A 21,845-nucleotide genomic window follows, 5' to 3' on the forward strand; every position below is an offset into this window, starting at 1 on the left:
TATTTTAGATTTAGTTGATTGGCATTTTTACCATTACTCGTGTTCCACTTCCAACCTTGGAGTCAATATTTATTAAACCATTTACTCTTCGAACTCTGTGAGTAATGTTCTGCAATCCATTTCCATTAAGTACATCTTCTACTACAAATCCCTTCCCATCGTCTTCTATATTGAGACTTAGCAATCCACCATCACGTTTAATATTCATCTGTACTTCAGTAGCTTCACTGTACTTAGCTACATTGTTTAGTGATTCTTGAATAACACGATAAACTTGTGACTTTACAAATGGAGAAATGTCATCTTCTTTGAGATCATAATTGCTATTTACGTTGATCTGGTCTGGCATATATTCAATTAGCTTTTCAATGGCGTAGTTTAAGCTATGCTCCTCGATCTGCTTGGCAGAAATATTATTTATCAGATACCCTAAATCGTCAATGGACTCATGAGCCAGGTCCTTGACTTTATTCATATCACTGTCCGGATATTTTTCTGATATCTTGCTCACAAACATGCTAATTGCATTCATTTTTTGTCCAAGGTTATCATGAAGCTCCCGGGCAAGCTCCTGCCTATCTTGCTCTTGTCGTTCCATGAGTTTGATTTGACTTTCATGTTCGGCGGTTACATCGACCAAGGTACCGTAGAATCGGACCCCCTTTTCATCTTTGAAGTCTGGTCGTAATACTACTTTAAAGTTGCCGACAGTCGAATCATTCTTTTTATTTATATAAAAGCGATGTTCGTGGTGATATTCTTCGTAGTTGTCAACTGCTTTTGTAATTCCCTCATCAAAGATTTGTCTGTCTTCGTCTTTGATGAGCTGAGCAAATTTCCTGAATGAGATTGTGTCTCCTTCTATTTGCAGTTTGAGCATGTGCTTGAAATTGGAACTACAGATCAGCACGTCTAAATCAGCGTCATATTCGAAGCTCCCCGATCGGGTCAGCTTTTCAGCCTGACTGAGGATTGATTTTGCTTTGATGGTTTCCTCGAGCATCATCTTTCTGGAAGTTACATTGCTGCACTGCCCTACGATTCCTGTGACTGAATTTTCATTGACTAGTGGAGACTTCTTCACCTCGAGTACAATTCGTTTGCCATTCTCGTGAATGTATTCAAGCTCATAGGACATCGACTTACCAGACAGTTTGACAAATTCATCATTTTCAAGGGCTTTCTTGGCAGGTTTATTTGGGAAGAAGTCTAATTCTGATCCGCCTATTATCTCTGATTCATGAAGATTCAGAAATTCACAAAATGCCTTGTTTACCTTTAGATATTTTCCGTTTATGTCTTTAAGGAAGATCATATCTTCGAAACTATCGAAGATGGTATCCAGAATCAGGTTTTTCTCTAAAAGTTCCTTTTGAAACCGATGTTTCTCCCGCGAGATCGTGGAGGAATACATTGCACGCTCCATTGCGATCGGCATTTTTTTTAGATTTGATTTGAGTACGAAATCGTTTGCGCCTGCTCGCAATAGGTCTGCGGCCAGCTCTTCGCCGACTGTACCAGACAATAAAATAACGGGTAACACTGGATACATTGACCTTACGTACTTGATTGCTGATAATCCATCATAGTTCTTAAGATTATAGTCTGATATAATAATATCAAATTCATCAAGGTTGGCTTCCAAAAACACCTCCTTGGATGAAATACTTTGAAGCTCGTACTTGAGCTTTGACTTCTTAAGCGCTATATCCAACAGTTCCACATCATCTGGATTGTCTTCCAGATGTAGAATACTTATTCTTTCCTTCCAGCTAGTCATTTCTTTAGTCTTTATCTTTTCATTATCATTTAATTACTCGTCAGGTATTTGGTTAATCAGCACCCAGTACATACTTATTTCCTTAGTCATTTGCATGAAATTGGTAAAGTTGATAGGTTTTACTACGTAGCTGTTCGCTCCCAGCGCATAGCATTTTTCCAAATCACGGTTTTCTTTAGAGGATGTCATTACCACAACTGGTATCTTATCAAGGCTTTCATTCTTTTTAATAATTTCTAACACTTCCATGCCATTGAGCTTTGGTAGCTTCAGATCTAGCAATATCAAACGTGGTTTTATATTAAGATCTCTTTTAGAATATTCTCCTTTTCCCGTCAAGTAATTGATAGCCTCTTCTCCATCTTTTAACCAAACTATTTCATTAACGAAGTTGGAATTCTTAAGTGATCGCATGGTCAATTCGGCATCATCCGGATTATCTTCTACTAATACAATTTGTACGTCATTGGTGAGACTCATATCTACGTCTTGTTAAATTTTAAATAGAATGTTGCTCCTTTTCCTTTTTCTGATTCTGCCCATATATCTCCTTCATGAGCATTCATAATTTTGACACATAGCGATAGGCCTACACCAGTACCTTCAAATTCAGAATCACTATGGAGACGCTGGAAAACCTGAAAAAGCTTATCGTAATAATCCATACTAAAACCAACACCGTTGTCGCTAATGGAGATGATCCAGGCATCCTCTTCATCTTGTGAAGTAATGGTGACCTGTTGATTTTCTTCATTTGAACTATATTTTACGGCATTGGAAATGAGGTTAGAAAAAACCTGAGCTAGCATTTCCTTATCCCCATGAATAGCAGGCAAAGGGTTAATCTTAATTACATCTTTATATGATGGAAACAGATCATTTATGATGTGTTTAATCAGAGTGGTTGTATTGACAGAAACATGACTTAGCACCTTGCGATTCATCCGACTAAACTCGAGTAGGTTATCTATGAGTTGACCCATTTTTCTACTGTTTGCGGCTATTCTAGCTACATATTGAGGTGCGTCTCCCTTAAGAGTTTTGGCATAATCTTCGAGAAGTGCCTCTGAATATCCATTGATAGCCCTTAGTGGAGCTCTTAAATCATGAGAAACAGAGTAAGAGAAGGCTTCGAGTTCTTCGTTAGCGGTCTTCAGTTCAGACGTACGCTCATCGACCTTAGATTTGAGTGTCTTGTTCAGCTCCTTAATTTTTTGTTCATGCACCTCTTCTTTGGTAATGTCCCAGTTTACGCCGATCATACGCACGGGTAATCCATCATCATCCCTAAAAACTTCTCCTAAGGCCTTTATGTGTCTAATCACTCCATCAGGCCAAACCACTCGAAACTGCGTATCAAATTTTATGTCTTGATCCAATGATTGCTGTACTTCTTTGTGTGACCTTTCTTTATCCTTAGGGTGTACACCTTGCTGCCATGCTTCATAACAACTTGAAAAAGCTCCTTCATCAACACCATATATCTTATACATAAACGCATCCCAGGTGAGCTCATTCTCGGGAATATTCCAATCCCAAACTCCGAAAGAAGCTGCTTTTTGAGCAAGATCAAATCGCTGATTGAGAATCTTTAATCCTTCCGCTTTTTCCTGCAGCTCTTTCTGCGCTTCAATCTTATCATGAATATCCTGAAATAACCCTTGCAATTTCACAACTTCCTCATTTTCAAAGACTGGCCGACCAACTGCTCTCACCCATCGTTCATTCCCCTTTGCCGTAATGATTTTCAATTCCAGATCCCAAGATTCTTTGCTAGCAATTGCATTATCAATCGCTTTTTGAATAATCTCTCTAAATTCCGGGTGATAAAAATTGATACCGTCTTCCAATCCAATTTCTACAGTTTCCTCAAGTTCATGAATCTGATAGACCGTTTCGCTCCAATAGCATTTACTTTGAGCTATATCTACTTCCCATGAGCCTATGTTCGCAATTGAGGATACCTCTGTAAATAATTCATTCATCTCATGCACCTTTTGCTCAGATTGCTTCTCTTTTTGCATGGCTAGTTCGCGATCAGTTACATTTTCAACCAAAGCAAGCGCATATTGCTTCTCTGTACCCTCATCTACAAGTGTTACGTTCAGCCTGACATAAATAGTTTCACCCCTTTTGGTAATGTATCTTTTGTCTATAGTATAGCTATCAATTTGGCCGGCGAGTAATTTTTTATAAAGCTCGCGATCCTTTGCAACATCCTCTTGATGTGTAAATTCTGGAAACTTCATGCTTGTCAATTCTGCTTCTTTATATCCTAATAGCTTACAAAATTGATTGTTAACTAAAAACGGGATTCCTTCATCTCCAACAAGTGCTATTGCAAATTGAGCCTTGTTGAAAATGTTAGTAAATTTTCTCTCACTTTCCTTTAGCCTGTTTTGGGTCGTAACCTCTTCTGTAATTATTTCAGTAAACATGATTAGGCCACCTATATCATTGTTGGAATCAATCCAGGGTTCCAACTTCCACCTTAAATAGATTATTCCCTTGTCAGTCTCAAATGAGTCCATACTTGCACTGAGCCTTTCACCTTTCAATACTCGTTCATACTGATCCAACCATTCTGGCATTTCTTTAATCTGTGGAAAAATTTCATAATGTGATTTTCCTATGATATCCTTATCAACAAGGCCATAGTCCCTGAACCAACCATCGTTGGCCATGATGTATTTCATGTCTTTATCCAACATTGCAATGGCTCCAGGCGCGAACTTTACGAATGTCTCAAATTGGTTTTGAATCTTCTTTCGTGCATCTATTTCCGCCTGAAGAATGTCAGGGCTTTTGTATTCCAGTGCCTTCGGTATTACGAAACCTAAAACGGTAGCAGTAGCAAGTGAGACAACACCAGTTAAAAGTTTAGTAAAGCCGCTCAACCGATACATCGGTTCCCAAAAAAGCACTACATCGATTAAATGTGTGAAACCACATAACAGTATGAATGCACCGAACAAAAAAATCAACCATTTTAGCTTCCCAATCCGCTGCTTTCTGATGAACCACAGCAACATGATGGGAATCGATAAATAAGCCAGAAAAATGGAAAGATCTGATGAAATATAGAGCCAACCTTCAGTTTGGGACCAATTACCACAAGACCATCTGGCTGGCCAGTTTTCTGTGTTAAACAATCCAGAGAAATACGAAATAATGGTTGGATTCGCTACTTGTGCCGTAGGAGCCTTACAGATGACTACATCTTCAATATGAAGGTAAATCTCTGGCGGAGAATTGGGCTTTTTTTCATTTGCAACGGTATACAAAAATACAGATAGTAATACCGTTGCAAACAGTAGTGCTTTCTTTTTCATCTAGGTGGTAGCTAATTCTTACTTACAGAATATATTTCAAATAAACCGTTTTTACAAAAACAGTCAGGTGAAATGTTATGTAATTAGACCAATAATTCACTATTATCGTCCAAAACGGATTTAATTAATCAAGGTACTGTTACCTACTAGAGGCCTTTAAAGGGGATATTACCCTTATTAACAGTTAACAGCCTCAAACATATCTACTATCACGGTAGGTTTAATAATTAATATGTTGAACAACAAATTATAATCGGTGAATGATATGATATCCCTGTCCAGTACAATTTTATGCTTTGTTCTATTTAAACCACTGAAGACGGAATGGCCCAACTGTAAAAAACATTGGACTCCTTTATATCACAGCTACTATTTTTTAACGGTTACATTTAAATCTGGCACACTGACTAAATCAAATGTGGCTGATGCTAGTTCAGCCTTACCCTTTGATGATTCAATTGATCTTAGGATTTCCTTGAATATTTCATTCTTCACCATCCGTCTTCTTTTAAAGTCGACAATATAGCGAAGCGTAAATTCGACCCAGTTATCATTAGCCATGATTGAAACAGCCGGATTTATGTTTGCCTGTTCAATTAAATACTTATCAGTCATTTCTTGCCAACTACCTTTGGCTTCTTCTACAAAATCACCAGTTATTTTTATGCCAACCTCTTTTATAAGTTCTTCAGTGAAGTGATAGTCTGAGCCGTATCTGATAGGTATTTTTACTTCATCCCAGAGAAATGGAAAATCTGCCGAGTAGTTGAACACAGGTTCTTTAAAAACAAAACTATTTGCAATTCTCACAATTCTTCCGTTATATAAATCTCCATCAACCCATTGTCCAAGTTCCATTAGAGTTGTTCTAAGCACACCGACATCAATAACATCGCCCTTGATTCCGCCAAGCTGAACACGATCTCCGGTTTTGTAAAAACCTCCAAATAAGATGGCAAGCCATCCTGCAACTGATGCGATCACTTCTTGCAATGCAAAAGCAATACCTGCACCAGCAACTCCTAGTGCTATAGTTAAACCTCCTAGCTTATTGCTATAAACAATGCTGAAGTATATGATGATCGTTACCCATGCTAGAAATGAAGCGAACTTCTTTGCTTTATACCTATTATCAGTATCCTTAATTTTCGAGAAGATCTTACTTTGAGTAAACCTACCAATTGACCAAATAATGAGTGCTCCAATAATAAATGCGACAACCTTCCCTATAGTATCATTAAAAAGAAGTTCTTCAATCTTATCCATCTGTGTCCTTTTTGGTATATCGGCTGAATTTACAATAAATCTCATATAAAAAAAGGGCTCAATGAGCCCCTTAATTATTATAAAATCATTTCTGATCAATTAGCCAATCTCAACTAATTCTATGTCGAATACCAAATCTTTTCCTGCAAGTTCATGATTTGCATCCACTGTAATCACTGCATCAGAAACTGCTGTGACATTTACGTAAGTCTGATGTCCAAGATCGTTGGTAGCTACTAGTTTTTGACCAACTTCAGGATTCATATCATCAGGCAATTGGTCTTTAGGAACCTCCTGAATTAACTCATCTCTATGGTCTCCATATGCTTCTGCTGAAGGAATAGTAACAGTCTTTTTCTCCTTTAGCTCCATCCCACTTACTGCCTCGTCAAAGCCTTTTATCATTTGTCCTCCGCCTACAGTAAACTCAAGTGGATCGCGACCCTCAGAAGAATCAAATACCTCTCCTGAAGTGAGTTTGCCAGTGTAATGCACTTTTACCTTGTCGTTAGCTTTAGCTTTCATTTGTTTATGTTCTTGTGATATAATACTGCAAAGGTAAGAAATTTATATAGGGATGCTTAATTCAATGATATTTATATGTAACTACATTTAATGTAAATACGTATATTTAATCCAACTATTCATGAAAGGAATCTTATGAAAAATGTAATTCATAGAGCAAACAGCCGTGGATCTACAAATTTTGGGTGGCTTAATAGTAAACACACCTTCAGTTTCGGCCAATATTTTGATCCTGAGCGAATGAATTTTGGCATGCTACGTGTACTCAATGATGACATTGTAAAGGGTGGAGCTGGTTTTCCTCCTCACCCACATAGCAATATGGAAATTGTTTCCATACCTCTCAGTGGTGCATTGACGCATAATGATAGTACTGGAATGGAAAAAGTAATTAACTCCGGTGAGGTTCAGATTATGAGTGCAGGAAGCGGAATAACACATTCCGAATATAACGCCAGTAAAACGGACGATGTTAATTTTCTACAGATTTGGGTGATTCCAAAAGAGGATAATATAAAACCAAAGTACGATCAAAAATTTTTTAGAAGAGCTGAGCGGAAAAACACTATCCAACCTGTTGTATCTCCAGGAAAGGATGGTGGTCTTTGGATCAATCAAGATGCCTGGTTTTCTTTAGCTGATCTAGAGGCTCAAAAATCTATTCACTACACCATTAATAAGGAAGATAATGGCGTCTATGTTTTTGTAATCGATGGAGAAATAATCATTGAAGGAGAAACATTATCTAAAAGAGATGCTATAGGTATTCAAGACATTACTGAGATTGAGGTAATCGCAAGGGATAACTCCAAAGTATTATTGATAGAAGTCCCTATGAATTGATTTTGCGTTAGCTGTTTTCAACAAAAAAGCCCACTCATTATGAGCGGGCTTTTTTATGATTATAAAAAAATTGAATTTATTGATTTTCCGCAAACGGAGTAGGGAATTCGCTAAGTCGCGCATCTCCTGTTCTATCTAACGGAAGGTCGCTTAATCTGCCGTATCTGCGAAGATCAACCCAACGATGACCTTCACCGAATAGTGAGTATCTTCTTTGCGTCAACATCTCGTCTTCTACTTCCGAATCCACTGCAGGATTTGCTGTAGAAGCTCCAAGACCTGCAGCAGCTCTGATAATATCAAGCACTCTAAGTGCCTCTGCATTGTCCGAACCTATATTTGCTTCAGCATAAATTAGAAGTAACTCTTCATTTCTAATAATAGAAACCGGAGACGTATTGCTGGCATACATTGTCACTTGTCTATCGCCTGACAGTCCATCAAAAGTTACGGTAATAGGTCCTAAATCTGGATCATCCTCTGGATCAAATAAGCTTGTTTTACTAGTTACCCTTGTATCGAAAGCTTCGGCATCAGCTTCGAAAGAAGGATGAGCCATGTATCTCTGCTGATTTGGAACATAAAACAATGGATTTGCTATGTCATTACCAGTTAAACCGAATACATGCACAGGACCTTCATCCAAACTTGCTGTTTCATCCATGAATGAATCTGCTAAGATTGTAAGTGCACCTGCTTTATCATCTTGATAAATTGCAACTCGGGCCGCAATGGCTCTATTGAATTGAGCAAATGTTGCTGGAGTGCCATAGCCATTGCTTACAGCAAAATCAAACACATCTTCGCCTGCAGCAAACTCGCTAGCAGCATTTAACAATTCTGTATTAGCATCATTCAACATGGTTCTTATTGCAGTCAGGGCATTATCATAAGTAACAAATGCTCCAAGGTTATCCGGATCAGATACATCAATTCTAACACCATTAGAAAACTGACGATTCGCTACCATTAACAAAGCATATGCTTTATAGGTACGTGCAAATCCTCTATATCCATCCAGCGCCTCTGTACTTAGTGCAGTACTTGAATTATCAACCGCTGTAATTAGTAGGTTGGCAGACTGAACAATTTTATACCAAGCTGCATATGCTCTGGTTGTTAAAAACCCATTATTATCCAATGGTCCTACAAGAATTTCACCAGTATATCGTGGATCTACCTGTGTTAAATCATTGTATTCTCTTCCTAGGATACTTACAGTCTGGAAATGGAAAGACAAATCATTTCTCATGACAGCTTCTAATCCAGTTGTAAGTAACCTCAAATCCTGCTGAGATGCACCTTCTTCAAAACTTGAAACTGTAGGTGCATTGGGATTATTTACTTCATCCAAAGAGCACGCAGAGAGCGTTATCAGGACAAGTAAAACTGCTATTTTATTATATATTGATTTCATAACTATATGTCCTTTCTATTAAAATTTAATATCTAAGTGAAAGTTGATGAACTTACTTGCTGCATAAGGTGTAACCTCAACCGTGTTTGCAAGTACGTTGTTACCAAAGTTAGAAGCCTCAGGATCATAACTATTGTAATCAAATATGTTTACAAGGTTTCTTCCTGAAACGCCGACTTTAACTTGTGAAAGCTGAGGTATTAAATCACTTGGTAGTGTATAAAACAACCCGATCTCTCTCAATCTGATGTAGCCTGCATCCTCAATTAGTGGTGCTGGATTGGCAAACGCCTGACTTACACGATATGCTCCGTTGCTAAGTGCTCCTGAAGGATCTACTCCAAAATCATCATAATCCCATGTATTACCCGCAAGGTCATAAAGAAGCGTAGTTAAGTTGATAGCTTCACCACCTTGCTTCCAATGCCATAGGAAGGTTAAATCGAAGTTCTTATAGCTTACAGAGTTAAACCATGACAATTGAAAATCTGGTTCAGCATTTCCGTATACTGCAAATCCATCTCCATCCGGATCGCAATTATTACAATCAGCCGCTACATAAGTACCTACAATTTGAGTAGCACTCTCTCCTTCTTTAATAAGGTATGTCCCTAAGGAAGCAGCAAATCCTCCAGTTGTAAATGAAGGAACATCGAGTTTAGTTACGGTTGATTTGTTTTTCCACCATCTCAAAGTTGAATTCCAAGTAATGTTATCGTTTTGAATAACCGTAGCATTCAATCCAATCTCAATTCCTTTATTCTCAAGTTCAGCTCCATTCACTACTCTATTAGTAAATCCTGAAGATGGTTCATTCTGAGCTTGAAGCAATACATCCTTAATTTTCTTATTGTAGAAGTTGACAGTCAATCCAATTCTATTATCTAGAAGTCCGATATCTGCGCCAATTTCAAGTTCTGTCTGTCTTTCAGGCTCAACATTTACATCGCCCAGAAGGTTACCTGGAGATACACCAGCGCTTCCACCAATGAACTGAGGATTGGTCAAGATAAATCTCTGATTGAATTGAGAGAATCTACCTGCTTCACCATAAGCTATTCTAGGCTTGAAGTTATTGAGCACTGGAACGTTCCAGAAATCAAACTCGTGGAGGTTGATTGCCAAACTAGCTTTTGGATAGTAATAAAGCTTATCAGCATCACCATTGTTGGTAGACTTGTCGCCTCTAATTCCAACTGTCGCAATCAACTTATCTTGATAATTAGCCTCTTCCTGAAAGAAGAATCCCTGATCTTCCTGAGGAGTAATTATTTGTTGGACACCAACGTTAGCTGATTGCCCCAAATTAACTTGAGACCCATTAAGACCAGTGGCAGTTGTTATCACAGTGTTCTTATCAAAATTTTGCAAGAAGTAACCTGCTTGAGAAGTGAGGCTCAATCCATTATCCATAAAATAAGAATGCACCAATGATGCAGTCATATTATAATTAGTATTGACTGTGCTACCAGAAATAGCCGCTCCTCCAAGTGAGGTAGTTGGTCTGAAATATGAAAGTGTTCCTGGAAAAATACTTGATGTACGAAGTGTGTATTGATCAAGCCCTCCTTGAAGAACCAATTTCAACTGGTTATCATCTTTCGTTAGAATTTTTACATTAGTAGTAATTCCTCCGATGTACCTATTAACTTCTTCTCTGTTGGTTGTAAGAGCGTTTGTCTCTAACGCATTTGAACCTGCTGGAGCAGCTGGATAAACACCATTCACTGGAAAAAGATCCTGCCAAGGATATGTGAATGCTAATGCATAACCCACTGTTCTATTCTGGTTACCATTGTTAAAGAATCCTTTATCCGCCTGCGAGTTGATGTAGTTATTGGTTATATAAATATCAATCCAATCATTGAATTTATGACCTACGTTTAATCTAACTGACTCTTTCTCGTAACCTGTATTTTCAACCAAACCCGGCTCATCTTTCACTGTTAGACCGAAGAAAAAGTCAGTCTTCTGATCACCACCAGAAACTGAAAATCTTGATGTTCTCGATACCCGTACGTGATCAAAGACTTCAGCTTCGTAATCTTTAAAGCCACCATTATTGAAAGTGGTAACTGCTGCTGCGCCGCCTACTGCTAATACTGATGCATCTGTCCAGTCTCTTAGGCCAAGAAGTTTTGTTGGAGATCTTAAACCAATTGTCTGCGCAAATCCAACTTGTGCCTTTCCGCTTTTCCCACGTTTGGTAGTGATGATTACCACACCTCCTGCTGCTCTTGATCCATATATAGCTGCCGCAGATGCTCCTTTGAGAATCTCAATTGACTCAATATCTTCTGGATCGATATCTGCTATTCTGTTAGTTGCATCATCTTGATTAGTTGAAGGATTACCTCCTCCTGCAGCTTCAGAAACAATGTTGTTTCCTAAGGAAGTTGTAGAATTGTCGATGTAAACCCCATCTATAATGAACAGAGGCTGTTGATCTCCGAAGATCGAGGTTACACCTCTTAATCTCATTGAAATACCACCGCCTGGTGCTCCTGAGTTGGCTCTGATATCGGCACCTAGAAATTTACCAGAGAGTGATCCATCCAGTGTGGATTGATTTGTAATTCCAGTAAGATTTGCGGATGAAATAGAAGCAACTGAGTTTGCTAAGTTTGAACGCTTAACAGATGTTGCAAGACCGGTTACTACTACCTCATCGAGGTTCGTCACATCCGTTCTCATGACTAGGTCTCCAGCGTCTGCTGCAGCCACTTCCTGACTCGAATATCCTATAGAAGAGAATACTAGAACTGCACCTTGAGGTACTGCCAATTCATATTCTCCATTGATTCCAGTAATAGCTCCGTTTGTCGTCCCTTTAACTAATACTGTAACACCCGGTATAGGCTCTCCATTGGAGGCATCCGTAACCGTTCCGCTGACCCTAACGTCCTGGGCCATCAAAAAACTAATGGGCACTAATAAAGTAAGTACCAATAGTTTTCTTTTTAAGTAGTTTTTCATCATAGTAGAGTTTTTAACTTAAAAAAAATTTAACATACCGATAAAACTCACCAAATAATCGATAAATACCAAAAAAGCTCAGGTTAAAATAGTTGCTTAAACAACAAAGAAGTGTTAAGAATTACGTAAACAAAATTTTATTTGGATAAATAAAGGTTATTCTTCAACTATCAGAATAATCTTACCCATAACTTTCCTATTTTCGATTCTTTGTAACGCATTTTTAGCAGTAGATAATGGGTATACTTTATCGATTATTGGTATCAACTTCTTATTTGCCACCCACTTCAATAGCTCTTGAATATTTGACTGATTGTCATCAGGATACTTACGAAAGAAATTACCCCAAAACACTCCGGTGATTGATGCGCTTTTAAGTAAGGGTAGATTCAAAGGTATAGCTGGAACAGAACCAGAAGCAAATCCAATAACTAAATGCCTGCCCATAGGTGCAATCGCTCGAAATGCTTGCTCTGAGTAATCACCTCCTACTGCATCAAAAATCACATCTGCACCATCGCCTCCAGTCATATCTTTTATCGCTGATTTCAGGTTCTCTGGACTGTATTTATGCAAAAAATCGGCTCCTGCGTTTTTGCAAAATTCTAACTTTGCATCAGATGATGCACAGGCAATGACATTAGCGCCCATAATCTTACCAACTTGAATAGCTGCTGTCCCAACCCCTCCTGATGCTCCGAGAATAACCAAAGTTTCTCCTTTTCGAAGTTTTGCTCGATCTATCAAAGCATGAATGACTGTGCCATGCGTCAACAAGACTGAGGCGGCTTCTTTGAAGCTCACTTCATCAGGAAGATGATGTGTATTAAAAGAAAACGCATTCACTTCTTCAGCAAAGCCCCCAGCAGTTGTGCCGGCAACCACACGATCGCCAACTTTGAAATCAGTAACTCCTGCTCCAACCTCTCTGACTACACCAGCTACTTCACCCCCTGGCGAAAATGGCAACTCTGGTTGAAATTGATATTTACCTCGTATAATTAGTGTGTCAGGGAAATTAACACCCGCGTATTTTACATTAATTCTTACTGCTCCGGGCCCTGGTGGATCAATCACATGATCCCTATACACTAGCTTTTCAAGTCCACCCAACTCCTCTACAAGTATGGCCTTCATAAAAGTTTTAGCACGTTTTCCGGAGGACGACCTAATACGGCATTATCCCCATCAATTACAATTGGTCGTTCGATTAGCTTGGGATACTTTATCATGGCCTCAATCCACTCGGCATCTGTCAGATCTTTTCCCTTAAAGTTTTCTTTAAATTCCGGCTCGCCTTTCCTCACAAGTTGTTCTGGCTTAATGGCCAATAAATCAATTACTTGTTCTAACTCCGATTTAGTTGGAGGATTTTTCAAATACTCTTTTACAACAAATTTTCGGCCTTTTTCTTCGATCAATCCGAGCGTCTGCCGGCTCTTTGAACATCTTGGGTTGTGATATATGGTAATCATTTTGATAATACTTCTTTGTTTATGGACATGGTAACTAACATATGAGGAACATCTACAGTCTCAGCAATTTTTAAATCGCCTGCTAAAGAACATAGCATATATGCATCGTTTCTACTTAAACTATACTCCTTCATTAAATAGTCAATCATATAACGAGTTGCTTTTTTGGCCGCTTCATCTAGCGTAGTGGCAAATGCTGTCACTGCATAAACATCCTCATTTTCATATTGCGGTTCCTTAATACTTCCATCCTTTAGCAATTCTATCTCCACCAAAAACTTCATCGGGGCTTCAATTGCTGTTCCACAGACTTCACCTAACCCCTGAGCTGCATGCGCATCTCCAATAGAGAATAATGCGCCTTCTACAAAGACTGGCAGGTACACCGTGGTTCCTTCTACAATATTGGGATCATCCATATTTCCACCATTTGCCCTGGGTGGGATTGTTGACAGTAAAGAATCAGTATTCGGTGCAACACCTAAAACTCCTGGAAATGGCTTCAATGGTATATTTATCCCATCGGAAAAGCGAACATTATTCTTACCTGCCAGCTCAAAAGTTTTAAGTGCTGGTTCAGTAAACTCTTCCGCAAGAAATCCAAAGCCCGGCAGGATGGCCGTCCAGCCCCAGTTTCCGATTTCAATTTTATGCAATGTCACGGCAATAACATCTCCAGGTACTGCTTCATTGATATAGATAGGTCCAGTAAGTGGATGAATAGGGTCAAAACTCAGGTTCATTAAGTCTGATGTATCTGAATCAATTGTCAACTGCCCATCCGTAGCTTCTTCAGTACTTATTTCAACCACTTCACCAGAATTTATTCTTATTATCGGCTCAATTGATCGACTCCACTTATTATGAGTCTGATCGGAGGATAAAACATAATTTGCAGTGGGGAGCTCTTTAGTTGGTATATCATTATCAACTTTTACTGTAGTTGTACATCCAAAGACAACTACCACTAATATCCAGATATGCTTCTTCATATGCTTTAGGGTTGGTTTCAGTGAGTTTAATTTTTATACTTACTAACTTATCAAAAAATCTAACCTCATGAGAATCATTTATCTACTTCTCTTTTTGAGCATAGCAGTTATGCTACCTGCTCAGCGAAAGAAAAAAACCAATGACACACCCCCTCCCACCTCTGCAGAAGATCGCTGGAAGGGCTATCAACAACGTCTAAAGCTCGAGGAGAATTCACTAATAAAAAATGTTCCATTTAAAAATGTAGGTCCGACTGTCATGAGCGGACGAGTGGTGGACTTAGCTGTAGATCCAGTTGATCCTTCTCATTTTTATGTGGCTTATGCATCTGGATCTCTATGGGAGACTAAGAACAATGGCACTTCATTTGACCCAATATTCGATAATCAAATCGTAATGACCATTGGTGACATTGCTGTTGATTGGAAAAATGGAATCTTATATGTAGGGTCAGGTGAGAATAATTCAAGTCGCTCTTCATATTCTGGTTACGGCATGTTCAAATCATCTGATAATGGAGAAACCTGGGAAAATATTGGCCTTACTGAAACACATCATATTGGACGAATATTAATTCATCCTTCCAATCCGAATACACTTTGGGTGGGCGCTCTCGGACATCTTTATTCAGAAAATCCTGATCGAGGAGTTTACAAATCCACAGATGGTGGAAAGACATGGAATAAAACTCTGTTTGTGAATAATAGAACAGGGATAGTAGATCTAGTTATGCAGCCTGCCAATCCTAATGTATTGATTGCTGCAGCATGGGAAAAGGATCGAAAGGCCTGGAACTTTAAAGAAGCTGGTGCCGGCACCGCCATGTACCGTTCTGAAGACGGAGGAAACACCTGGCAAGAAATAGCGGATAATTCGGGATTTCCAGACACCAACGGTACAGGAAGAATCGGGCTATCTTTTGCACCATCAGATCCGAATAGAGTATATGCCATTTTGGACAATCAGGATAGAAGAGATAAGGATGATGAAGATGAAAGTGGTGACCTATCAAAAGATCAGTTGCGCACCATGAGTAATCAAGAATTTCTCGACCTTGAGAATACCGACATCAATGAGTTTCTAGACGACAATGGCTTTCCCAGAGAATACAATGCAGTAGATATTAAAAAAGATGTTCAGGCAGGAAAAGTAAAGCCGCAAGATCTCGTGATATATACAGAGGACGCTAATTCATTACTTTTTGATACACCAGTTAAAGGAGGAGAAATGTATCGATCAAACGATGCTGGAAAAACCTGGACAAAAACACATGAGGATTATATCGAAAGCATGATCTTCTCCTATGGATATTATTTCGGTCAGGTGCGTGTAGATGCGCAGGATCCCGATGTGATTTATACGATGGGAGTTCCGGTTGTTCGATCAGATGATGGAGGTAAGACTTTTAAAAGTATAAATGAAGACAATGTTCATGTAGATCATCATGCTTTGTGGATCAATCCGAAAGACCCGAGACATCTAATTTTAGGAAACGACGGAGGTGTATATGTAAGCTATGATACTGGAACAACCTGGACCAATTGCAATTCCCCTTCTGTTGGTCAGTTTTATTCCATAGCAGTTGATATGGATGAACCTTACAATGTTTATGGGGGACTCCAAGATAATGGCGTCTGGAAAGGGCCAAGCACCTATAGCTATTCTCGAAGATGGTATCAGGAAGGTAAGTATCCATATGAAAGACTAATGGGAGGAGATGGGATGCAAGTAGCTGTAGATACTCGAGACAATACAACAGTATACACTGGCTATCAGTTTGGAAACTATTTTCGCATAAATACCAGTACAGGAGAAAGGAAATACATTACCCCAAGACATACCCTGGGAGATGCTCCGTACAGATGGAATTGGGAGGCACCAATTGCAATTTCCAGCCATAATCAAGATATCATATATTTTGGGAGCAATCGATTTCATAGATCCATGGATAAGGGCGAAAGTTTTGAAACACTGAGTGATGACCTTACACAAGGTGGCAAAAAAGGTGATGTGAGTTACGGTACACTTACTTCAATCTCAGAATCCCCCACACGGTTTGGGCTGATCTATGTGGGCAGTGATGATGGACTTATCCATCGCTCAGACGATGTGGGAGACAGCTGGACTAAAATTACCAATGGACTTCCCACGAATTTCTGGATAAGCGCAATTGTTTCCTCAAAGCACAGTGAAGGTCGTGTGTATGCTTCACTAAATGGCTATCGATGGGATAACTTTCAGCCATTGGTGTATCGCAGTGACAACTATGGAAATAACTGGAAAAACATTTCAGGCAATCTTCCAAATGAGCCAATCAATGTAGTAAAAGAAGATCCTATCAATGAAAATATTATTTATGTCGGCACTGATCATGGCGTATATGTTTCATTGGATGGTGGCATCAGCTACCATGCCTTTGCAGAAGGACTTCCAAACACACCAGTGCACGATTTGATTGTGCATCCAAGAGAGAATGACCTTGTCTTGGGCACTCATGGGCGAGGGATTTATATTGGAAATGTAGCTCTCATTCAGCAAATGAATAGTGAGATACTGGCTAAGACACTACATGCCTTCCCGATAGATGAAGTAACCTTTAGCAGTCGGTGGGGAAGTAAGACCTGGACATGGGGAGATGTTATAGAGCCGACAACAGTTGTAAACATTTACTCAAATCAGACTGGAAAAGGAAAAATCGAAATCATTTTTAAGGATGAAGTTGTATCTTCGAAAGATATCTCAGCTGACAAAGGACTAAACATTGTTGAACTCAGCTTAGAAACTGATTCATCTTTCAAGGATCTTTTGGACGATGATGGAAAAGAAGACTATAAAGCTGCTGAAAATGGAGATTTCCATTTGGTAGTTGGTGAGTATTCTATAAGGGTCACATTAGGAGACACTAACGTAGAAACACCACTCACCATAAAAAAACCGAGGGAGAGACCAGGTAGAAAGGAATAGGATTAAATAAGCTAATGGTACAAGAGAGCCACTTTCATGTTGAAGGTGGTTTTTTTTATTGCTTTTCATTTGCGTAAGTGTTTACTTACTTATATACTTGTAAGCACATACTTACATAAATGAGTACAAGAAGAGATGTATTTCAAGCAATAGCCGATCCAACAAGAAGACAAATAATCGATCTCCTATCGGAAGAACCTAAGAACCTAAACAGTCTGGCCGAACAGTTTGATATCAGCAGACCAGCGATTTCTCAGCAGATTAAGATATTAGAAGAATGCGGACTTGTAGAGATCACAAAAAAAGGAAGGGAGCGGTATTGCAGCATACAGCCATCTCAACTAATTCCAGCCTTTATGTGGATAGAACAATATAAAAAACTCTGGGAAGATCGTATCGATTCCTTTGAGAGTTACTTAGTGAAACTTCAATCTGAAAAAAAAGAAAAATGACAGTAAATAACAATCCGAAAACTATAACTATCAAACGCACACTTGATGCTCCTATTGAAGTAGTTTGGGAAGCATGGACTCAGGCGGAGCATATCGTAAATTGGTGGGGTCCGCAAGGTATAGAAACTGAAATAGTAGAGCATAATTTCAATGTAGGTGGCCGATGGAAATATATTATGGCTATGCCAGGTGGAAAGGATTTTATCGCGGAAGGTGAGTATCTGGAAATCGTCGCCCCAAATAAATTAATCACCAGTGCTAACTTCCTACCAATGACGGAAGGAGTTATTATGGAAGTCCACCTAAAAAGGTTAGACGATAAGACAGACTTTACCTTCAATGTCATTCATAAAACCGAGGAATATAAACTTCAGCAAGAAAAAATGGGAGTCTACAATGGCTGGGGTTCAGCATTCGATCGACTTGCAGAATTTCTTTCTAGAAAAATTATTGAGTTATCACAACAACAAACAAAATCTAAAAATCATGAAAACAATGACCTGTAAACAACTCGGTGGTGCCTGTAATCTAAAGTTCCACGCAAATTCATTTGAAGAAATGGCTGAGCAAAGCAAGCAACATGGCATGGAAATGTATCAAAAGGGAGATGAAGTTCACCTTAAAGCAATGAATGAAATGCAAGAGCTCATGAAGTCACCTAACGCTATGCAAGAGTGGTTTGAAGGGAAACGTGAAGAGTTTGATGCGCTACCTGAGGATTGAGGCAAGGCCTCCGCAGGAGGCTGTTATGTATTTCGCCAGTCACCAAAAATCCAGTTTCCAGGAGCATTTTCGTCAGTTGACATAAAAAATTCTTCAAATGCTTTTACCAGTTCACCTCCACTGATTCTGCCATCACCATTTATATCTAGCATATCAAACGCTTTTTTAGCTACAGACATATATAAACCATAAGCTTTGAACATATCCAGATATTCTCGTTCGTCTATATGACCATCTCCATCCTGATCAAATAATGAAAATAGATAGGTTGACGATTGATTGACATAATCATTTGGTTGTGAGAACACAACCTCATCAAAAAACTTGACCCACTCATCAGAGGTCAACTCAGCTTCTTCCTTATTTATGTCCTTTAGGATTTGAACAAATAAACCATGAGCCTTGAGTTTCAATAGCAGACGTTCTCTGGCATTATCACTAAATCCAATAATATCACTCATAGTTTCACCTACAAGTTCAAAGTCATCTTTTTCAAGGATACCATTCCCATTGTTATCCAATACGTTGAAGAAATGTAAAATTTTTTGCTTTTGAAGGTCAGTCATAGGCCGTGATTTAGTCGAAAGTTAACATGAGTTTTCACGCAACCGACGAAAAATTCGATAAATGAAGTTTTAAAATAGTTTGAAGCCTGCACTTGACATGATTCCCCTTTATTTTGGGATGGTATCTCTAATTTTTGGTAAAAAACTCTACCGCAACAACATACCCCTCAAGACCCATTCCATTAATAGAACCTACACATACATCCTTTACGTAGCTTACGTGTCTGAAATCTTCTCGCTCAGCTAAATTGGAAATATGCACCTCAAAAACCGACGTGCCAATGCCAGCAATGGCATCTCTCAATGCAATACTAGTATGGGTATAAGCCCCAGGATTAAAAACCACACCATCATAGCTAAAGCCTACCTCGTGTAACTTATCTATCAAAACTCCTTCGTGGTTGGACTGAAAATATTCCAAAGAATGATCGTGAAATTGGTTCTTAAGTTTTCTGAAAAAGTCCTCAAAAGACTGATTTCCATAAATTTCAGGTTCGCGCTTTCCCAGAAGATTTAAGTTTGGTCCGTTTAAAATTAGAATTTTCATTGGTATGAAAGATAAGGAGCTAATTTAGATGCTAAATTATAATCACTTGTCCTGGGAAACTTATACCAAGCAATTTAAAAACTATCTCAAGCTAGAACGCTCATTAGCTAAAAATTCAATTGAAGCATATTTGGCTGATATTTCTAAGCTAAGGCAATTCTTGGACCTAAAAGAATTGGATGTCTCACCAACCAAAGTTGTTCAACAAAATCTCATTGACTTTCTAGAATTTATCAATGAATTAGGGATGTCTGCTTATACACAGGCACGGATGGTATCAGGACTCAAAGCCTTTTTTCGATTCCTAGTTTATGAAGAAGTGATCTTAAAAGACCCTTCCGAATTATTGGAAGCTCCCAAGCTTGGCCGCAAACTACCTGACACCTTAGATCTGCCTGAAATTGAACAAATCTTTGACGCGATTGATATGTCGACTCCTGAAGGGACGCGAAATCGCGCCATGCTGGAAACACTTTACAGCTCAGGATTACGTGTTTCTGAGCTTATAAATCTAAAGATCAGCAACATCCATGAAGACATTGGCTTTTTACGAGTCATTGGAAAAGGAAGCAAAGAAAGATTGGTGCCAATTGGACGCTCAGCCCTCAAACACATCAAAATATTCAAGGACGAAATAAGAAATCACATTGCGGTGAAACAAGGTTATGAAGATCACTTATTTGTTACTAAACGAGGAAAAGCAATCAGCAGAGTCATGGTGTTTATGGTCATTAAAGACCTGGCCATAAAAATTGGTTTAAAGAAAAACATCAGTCCACACACATTTCGCCATAGCTTTGCAACTCACCTGATTGAAGGAGGAGCAGATTTACGAGCGGTGCAGGAAATGCTTGGACATGAATCCATCACCACTACGGAAATCTATACACACCTAGATCGGGACTATTTGAAACAGGTAATCACCCAATTTCATCCTAGAAGCTGATGTATAAACTCTTAAAACCAATACTTTTTCTCTTATCACCGGAAAAAGCCCACAAAATCACAACTGGTCTACTTCATTTCATCTTAAGAGTTCCTTTGGGAAAGACACTTGTTAGGGGAATGTTCAACTTTGAGGACCAGCGATTGAGTCGGGAAGTATTCGGGCTAAAATTCAAAAATCCTGTTGGTCTGGCTGCTGGATTTGATAAAAATGCTGAGCTCATTGATGACTTCTCAAATCTTGGTTTTGGATTTATCGAAATAGGAACACTTACACCAAAAGGTCAGCCAGGTAATCCACAACCACGGCTTTTCAGACTACCGCAAGATGAAGCTCTGATTAACCGAATGGGGTTTAACAATGATGGAGTAGCTGAAGCAGTTGAAAGACTTAAAATGCGTAAATCAGATATCATCGTTGGAGGCAACATTGGCAAAAACAAAGTCACTCCAAATGAAAGTGCTCTTGATGATTATCTCATTTGCTTTGAACAACTTTTTGAATATGTTGACTACTTCGTAGTGAATGTGAGCTCTCCTAACACACCAGGGTTGCGAGAATTGCAAGAAAAAGAGCCCCTATCAAAGCTTTTAAAAGCACTTCAAGATGAAAATGTAAAGAAACAATCACCAAAGCCCATTCTACTAAAAATTGCTCCAGACCTTACAGAGTCTCAACTTGATGACATCATATCAATTACAAATGAGCTTAAATTGGATGGCCTCATTATCTCTAACACTACCATTGACCGCACGGGATTAAAGACAGCTCCAAAAAAAATAGAAGTTATAGGCGCAGGTGGACTTAGTGGAAAACCTGTATTAAATAAGTCCAGTGAGGTATTAAAATATATCAGAAGACACCTTCCGCTCGTTCACATAATTGCAGTTGGAGGTATTCATTCAGCACAAGATGCTATTGATAAAATTCAGGCTGGTGCCAACCTTGTTCAGGTCTACACCGGATTAGTTTATGAGGGACCAGTATTAATTAAACGGATTAACAAGGAACTACTTAAGCATGTTTGATCTCCGCTAAAA

General features: G+C 38.9%; 19 protein-coding genes. 7 read left to right on the top strand and 12 right to left on the bottom strand.

The genetic code is table 11. The features are described from left to right. Nucleotides 1-10: 10 nt before the first annotated feature. From ABJG98_RS08300 to ABJG98_RS08320, 5 genes are all read right to left on the bottom strand, one after another. Nucleotides 11-1,780, bottom strand: a complete 1,770-nt coding sequence (locus ABJG98_RS08300; RefSeq protein ID WP_348279034.1) for a PAS domain S-box protein — start codon at nt 1,778-1,780, stop codon at nt 11-13. A gap of 33 nt (nt 1,781-1,813) precedes the next feature. After that, the gene (locus ABJG98_RS08305) at nt 1,814-2,260 is read right to left on the bottom strand and encodes a response regulator (protein ID WP_348279035.1); all 447 of its coding nucleotides are present in this window, start codon (nt 2,258-2,260) and stop codon (nt 1,814-1,816) included. Nucleotides 2,261-2,262: 2 nt separating this feature from the next. Then, nucleotides 2,263-5,112 carry a PAS domain-containing protein gene (locus ABJG98_RS08310; RefSeq protein ID WP_348279036.1) on the bottom strand — a complete coding sequence of 950 codons (2,850 nt, stop codon included), beginning with the start codon at nt 5,110-5,112 and terminating at the stop codon, nt 2,263-2,265. Nucleotides 5,113-5,481: 369 nt separating this feature from the next. After that, a complete protein-coding gene (locus tag ABJG98_RS08315; protein ID WP_348279037.1) occupies nt 5,482-6,423 on the bottom strand; it encodes a mechanosensitive ion channel domain-containing protein in 942 nt (313 codons plus the stop codon). Between the two features lie 54 nt (nt 6,424-6,477). Beyond that, nucleotides 6,478-6,903, bottom strand: coding sequence for a peptidylprolyl isomerase (locus ABJG98_RS08320; protein ID WP_348279038.1), 426 nt, complete (start codon nt 6,901-6,903; stop codon nt 6,478-6,480). 135 nt (nt 6,904-7,038) lie between these two features. On the opposite strand from ABJG98_RS08320, the gene ABJG98_RS08325 reads away from it, so the two are divergent. Further along, the gene (locus ABJG98_RS08325) at nt 7,039-7,746 is read left to right on the top strand and encodes a pirin family protein (RefSeq protein WP_348279039.1); all 708 of its coding nucleotides are present in this window, start codon (nt 7,039-7,041) and stop codon (nt 7,744-7,746) included. 76 nt (nt 7,747-7,822) lie between these two features. Here the strand turns inward: ABJG98_RS08325 and ABJG98_RS08330 are convergent, their stop codons facing one another. The 5 genes from ABJG98_RS08330 to ABJG98_RS08350 form a co-directional block, all read right to left on the bottom strand. Then, nucleotides 7,823-9,163: a RagB/SusD family nutrient uptake outer membrane protein gene (locus ABJG98_RS08330; RefSeq protein WP_348279040.1), complete on the bottom strand. Its 1,341-nt coding sequence runs from the start codon at nt 9,161-9,163 to the stop codon at nt 7,823-7,825. An 18-nt stretch (nt 9,164-9,181) separates the two neighbouring features. After that, complete coding sequence (locus ABJG98_RS08335; RefSeq protein ID WP_348279041.1) at nt 9,182-12,139, bottom strand: SusC/RagA family TonB-linked outer membrane protein; 2,958 nt, start codon at nt 12,137-12,139, stop codon at nt 9,182-9,184. A 156-nt stretch (nt 12,140-12,295) separates the two neighbouring features. Further along, nucleotides 12,296-13,276 (bottom strand): NADPH:quinone oxidoreductase family protein, encoded by a 981-nt coding sequence (locus tag ABJG98_RS08340; RefSeq protein ID WP_348279042.1) that lies wholly within the window; start codon nt 13,274-13,276, stop codon nt 12,296-12,298. Next, nucleotides 13,273-13,620, bottom strand: a complete 348-nt coding sequence (arsC, locus tag ABJG98_RS08345; protein WP_348279109.1) for an arsenate reductase (glutaredoxin) — start codon at nt 13,618-13,620, stop codon at nt 13,273-13,275. The genes ABJG98_RS08340 and arsC overlap by 4 nt, the downstream gene beginning before the upstream one ends. Beyond that, on the bottom strand, nt 13,611-14,606 hold the full coding sequence (locus ABJG98_RS08350; RefSeq protein WP_348279043.1) for an acetamidase/formamidase family protein: 996 nt from the start codon (nt 14,604-14,606) through the stop codon (nt 13,611-13,613). Before ABJG98_RS08350 ends, arsC begins: the two co-directional genes overlap by 10 nt. A gap of 67 nt (nt 14,607-14,673) precedes the next feature. On the opposite strand from ABJG98_RS08350, the gene ABJG98_RS08355 reads away from it, so the two are divergent. The 4 genes from ABJG98_RS08355 to ABJG98_RS08370 all read left to right on the top strand — a co-directional run bounded on the left by ABJG98_RS08355 (nt 14,674) and on the right by ABJG98_RS08370 (nt 18,746). Then, the gene (locus ABJG98_RS08355) at nt 14,674-17,571 is read left to right on the top strand and encodes a glycosyl hydrolase (RefSeq protein WP_348279044.1); all 2,898 of its coding nucleotides are present in this window, start codon (nt 14,674-14,676) and stop codon (nt 17,569-17,571) included. A 119-nt stretch (nt 17,572-17,690) separates the two neighbouring features. Further along, nucleotides 17,691-18,023: a metalloregulator ArsR/SmtB family transcription factor gene (locus tag ABJG98_RS08360; protein WP_348279045.1), complete on the top strand. Its 333-nt coding sequence runs from the start codon at nt 17,691-17,693 to the stop codon at nt 18,021-18,023. Further along, nucleotides 18,020-18,529 (top strand): SRPBCC domain-containing protein, encoded by a 510-nt coding sequence (locus ABJG98_RS08365; protein WP_348279046.1) that lies wholly within the window; start codon nt 18,020-18,022, stop codon nt 18,527-18,529. The genes ABJG98_RS08360 and ABJG98_RS08365 overlap by 4 nt, the downstream gene beginning before the upstream one ends. Then, entirely contained in the window at nt 18,510-18,746 is a 237-nt protein-coding gene (locus ABJG98_RS08370) for a DUF1059 domain-containing protein (protein WP_348279047.1), read from the top strand. The genes ABJG98_RS08365 and ABJG98_RS08370 overlap by 20 nt, the downstream gene beginning before the upstream one ends. 23 nt (nt 18,747-18,769) lie before the next feature. Here the strand turns inward: ABJG98_RS08370 and ABJG98_RS08375 are convergent, their stop codons facing one another. Both ABJG98_RS08375 and aroQ read right to left on the bottom strand, forming a co-directional pair. Next, nucleotides 18,770-19,312, bottom strand: coding sequence for an EF-hand domain-containing protein (locus tag ABJG98_RS08375; RefSeq protein WP_348279048.1), 543 nt, complete (start codon nt 19,310-19,312; stop codon nt 18,770-18,772). Nucleotides 19,313-19,439: 127 nt separating this feature from the next. After that, complete coding sequence (aroQ, locus tag ABJG98_RS08380) at nt 19,440-19,859, bottom strand: type II 3-dehydroquinate dehydratase (protein WP_348279049.1); 420 nt, start codon at nt 19,857-19,859, stop codon at nt 19,440-19,442. A gap of 28 nt (nt 19,860-19,887) precedes the next feature. Between aroQ and xerD the strand changes: the two genes are divergently transcribed. Together xerD and ABJG98_RS08390 are read left to right on the top strand one after the other, a co-directional pair. Beyond that, nucleotides 19,888-20,805, top strand: a complete 918-nt coding sequence (gene xerD, locus ABJG98_RS08385) for a site-specific tyrosine recombinase XerD (protein ID WP_348279050.1) — start codon at nt 19,888-19,890, stop codon at nt 20,803-20,805. Further along, a complete protein-coding gene (locus tag ABJG98_RS08390) occupies nt 20,805-21,833 on the top strand; it encodes a quinone-dependent dihydroorotate dehydrogenase (protein ID WP_348279051.1) in 1,029 nt (342 codons plus the stop codon). The genes xerD and ABJG98_RS08390 overlap by 1 nt, the downstream gene beginning before the upstream one ends. Nucleotides 21,834-21,845: the final 12 nt, after the last annotated feature.

Source organism: Ekhidna sp. (genome assembly GCF_039960695.1).
In the GTDB taxonomy this organism is placed as follows: domain Bacteria; phylum Bacteroidota; class Bacteroidia; order Cytophagales; family Cyclobacteriaceae; genus Ekhidna.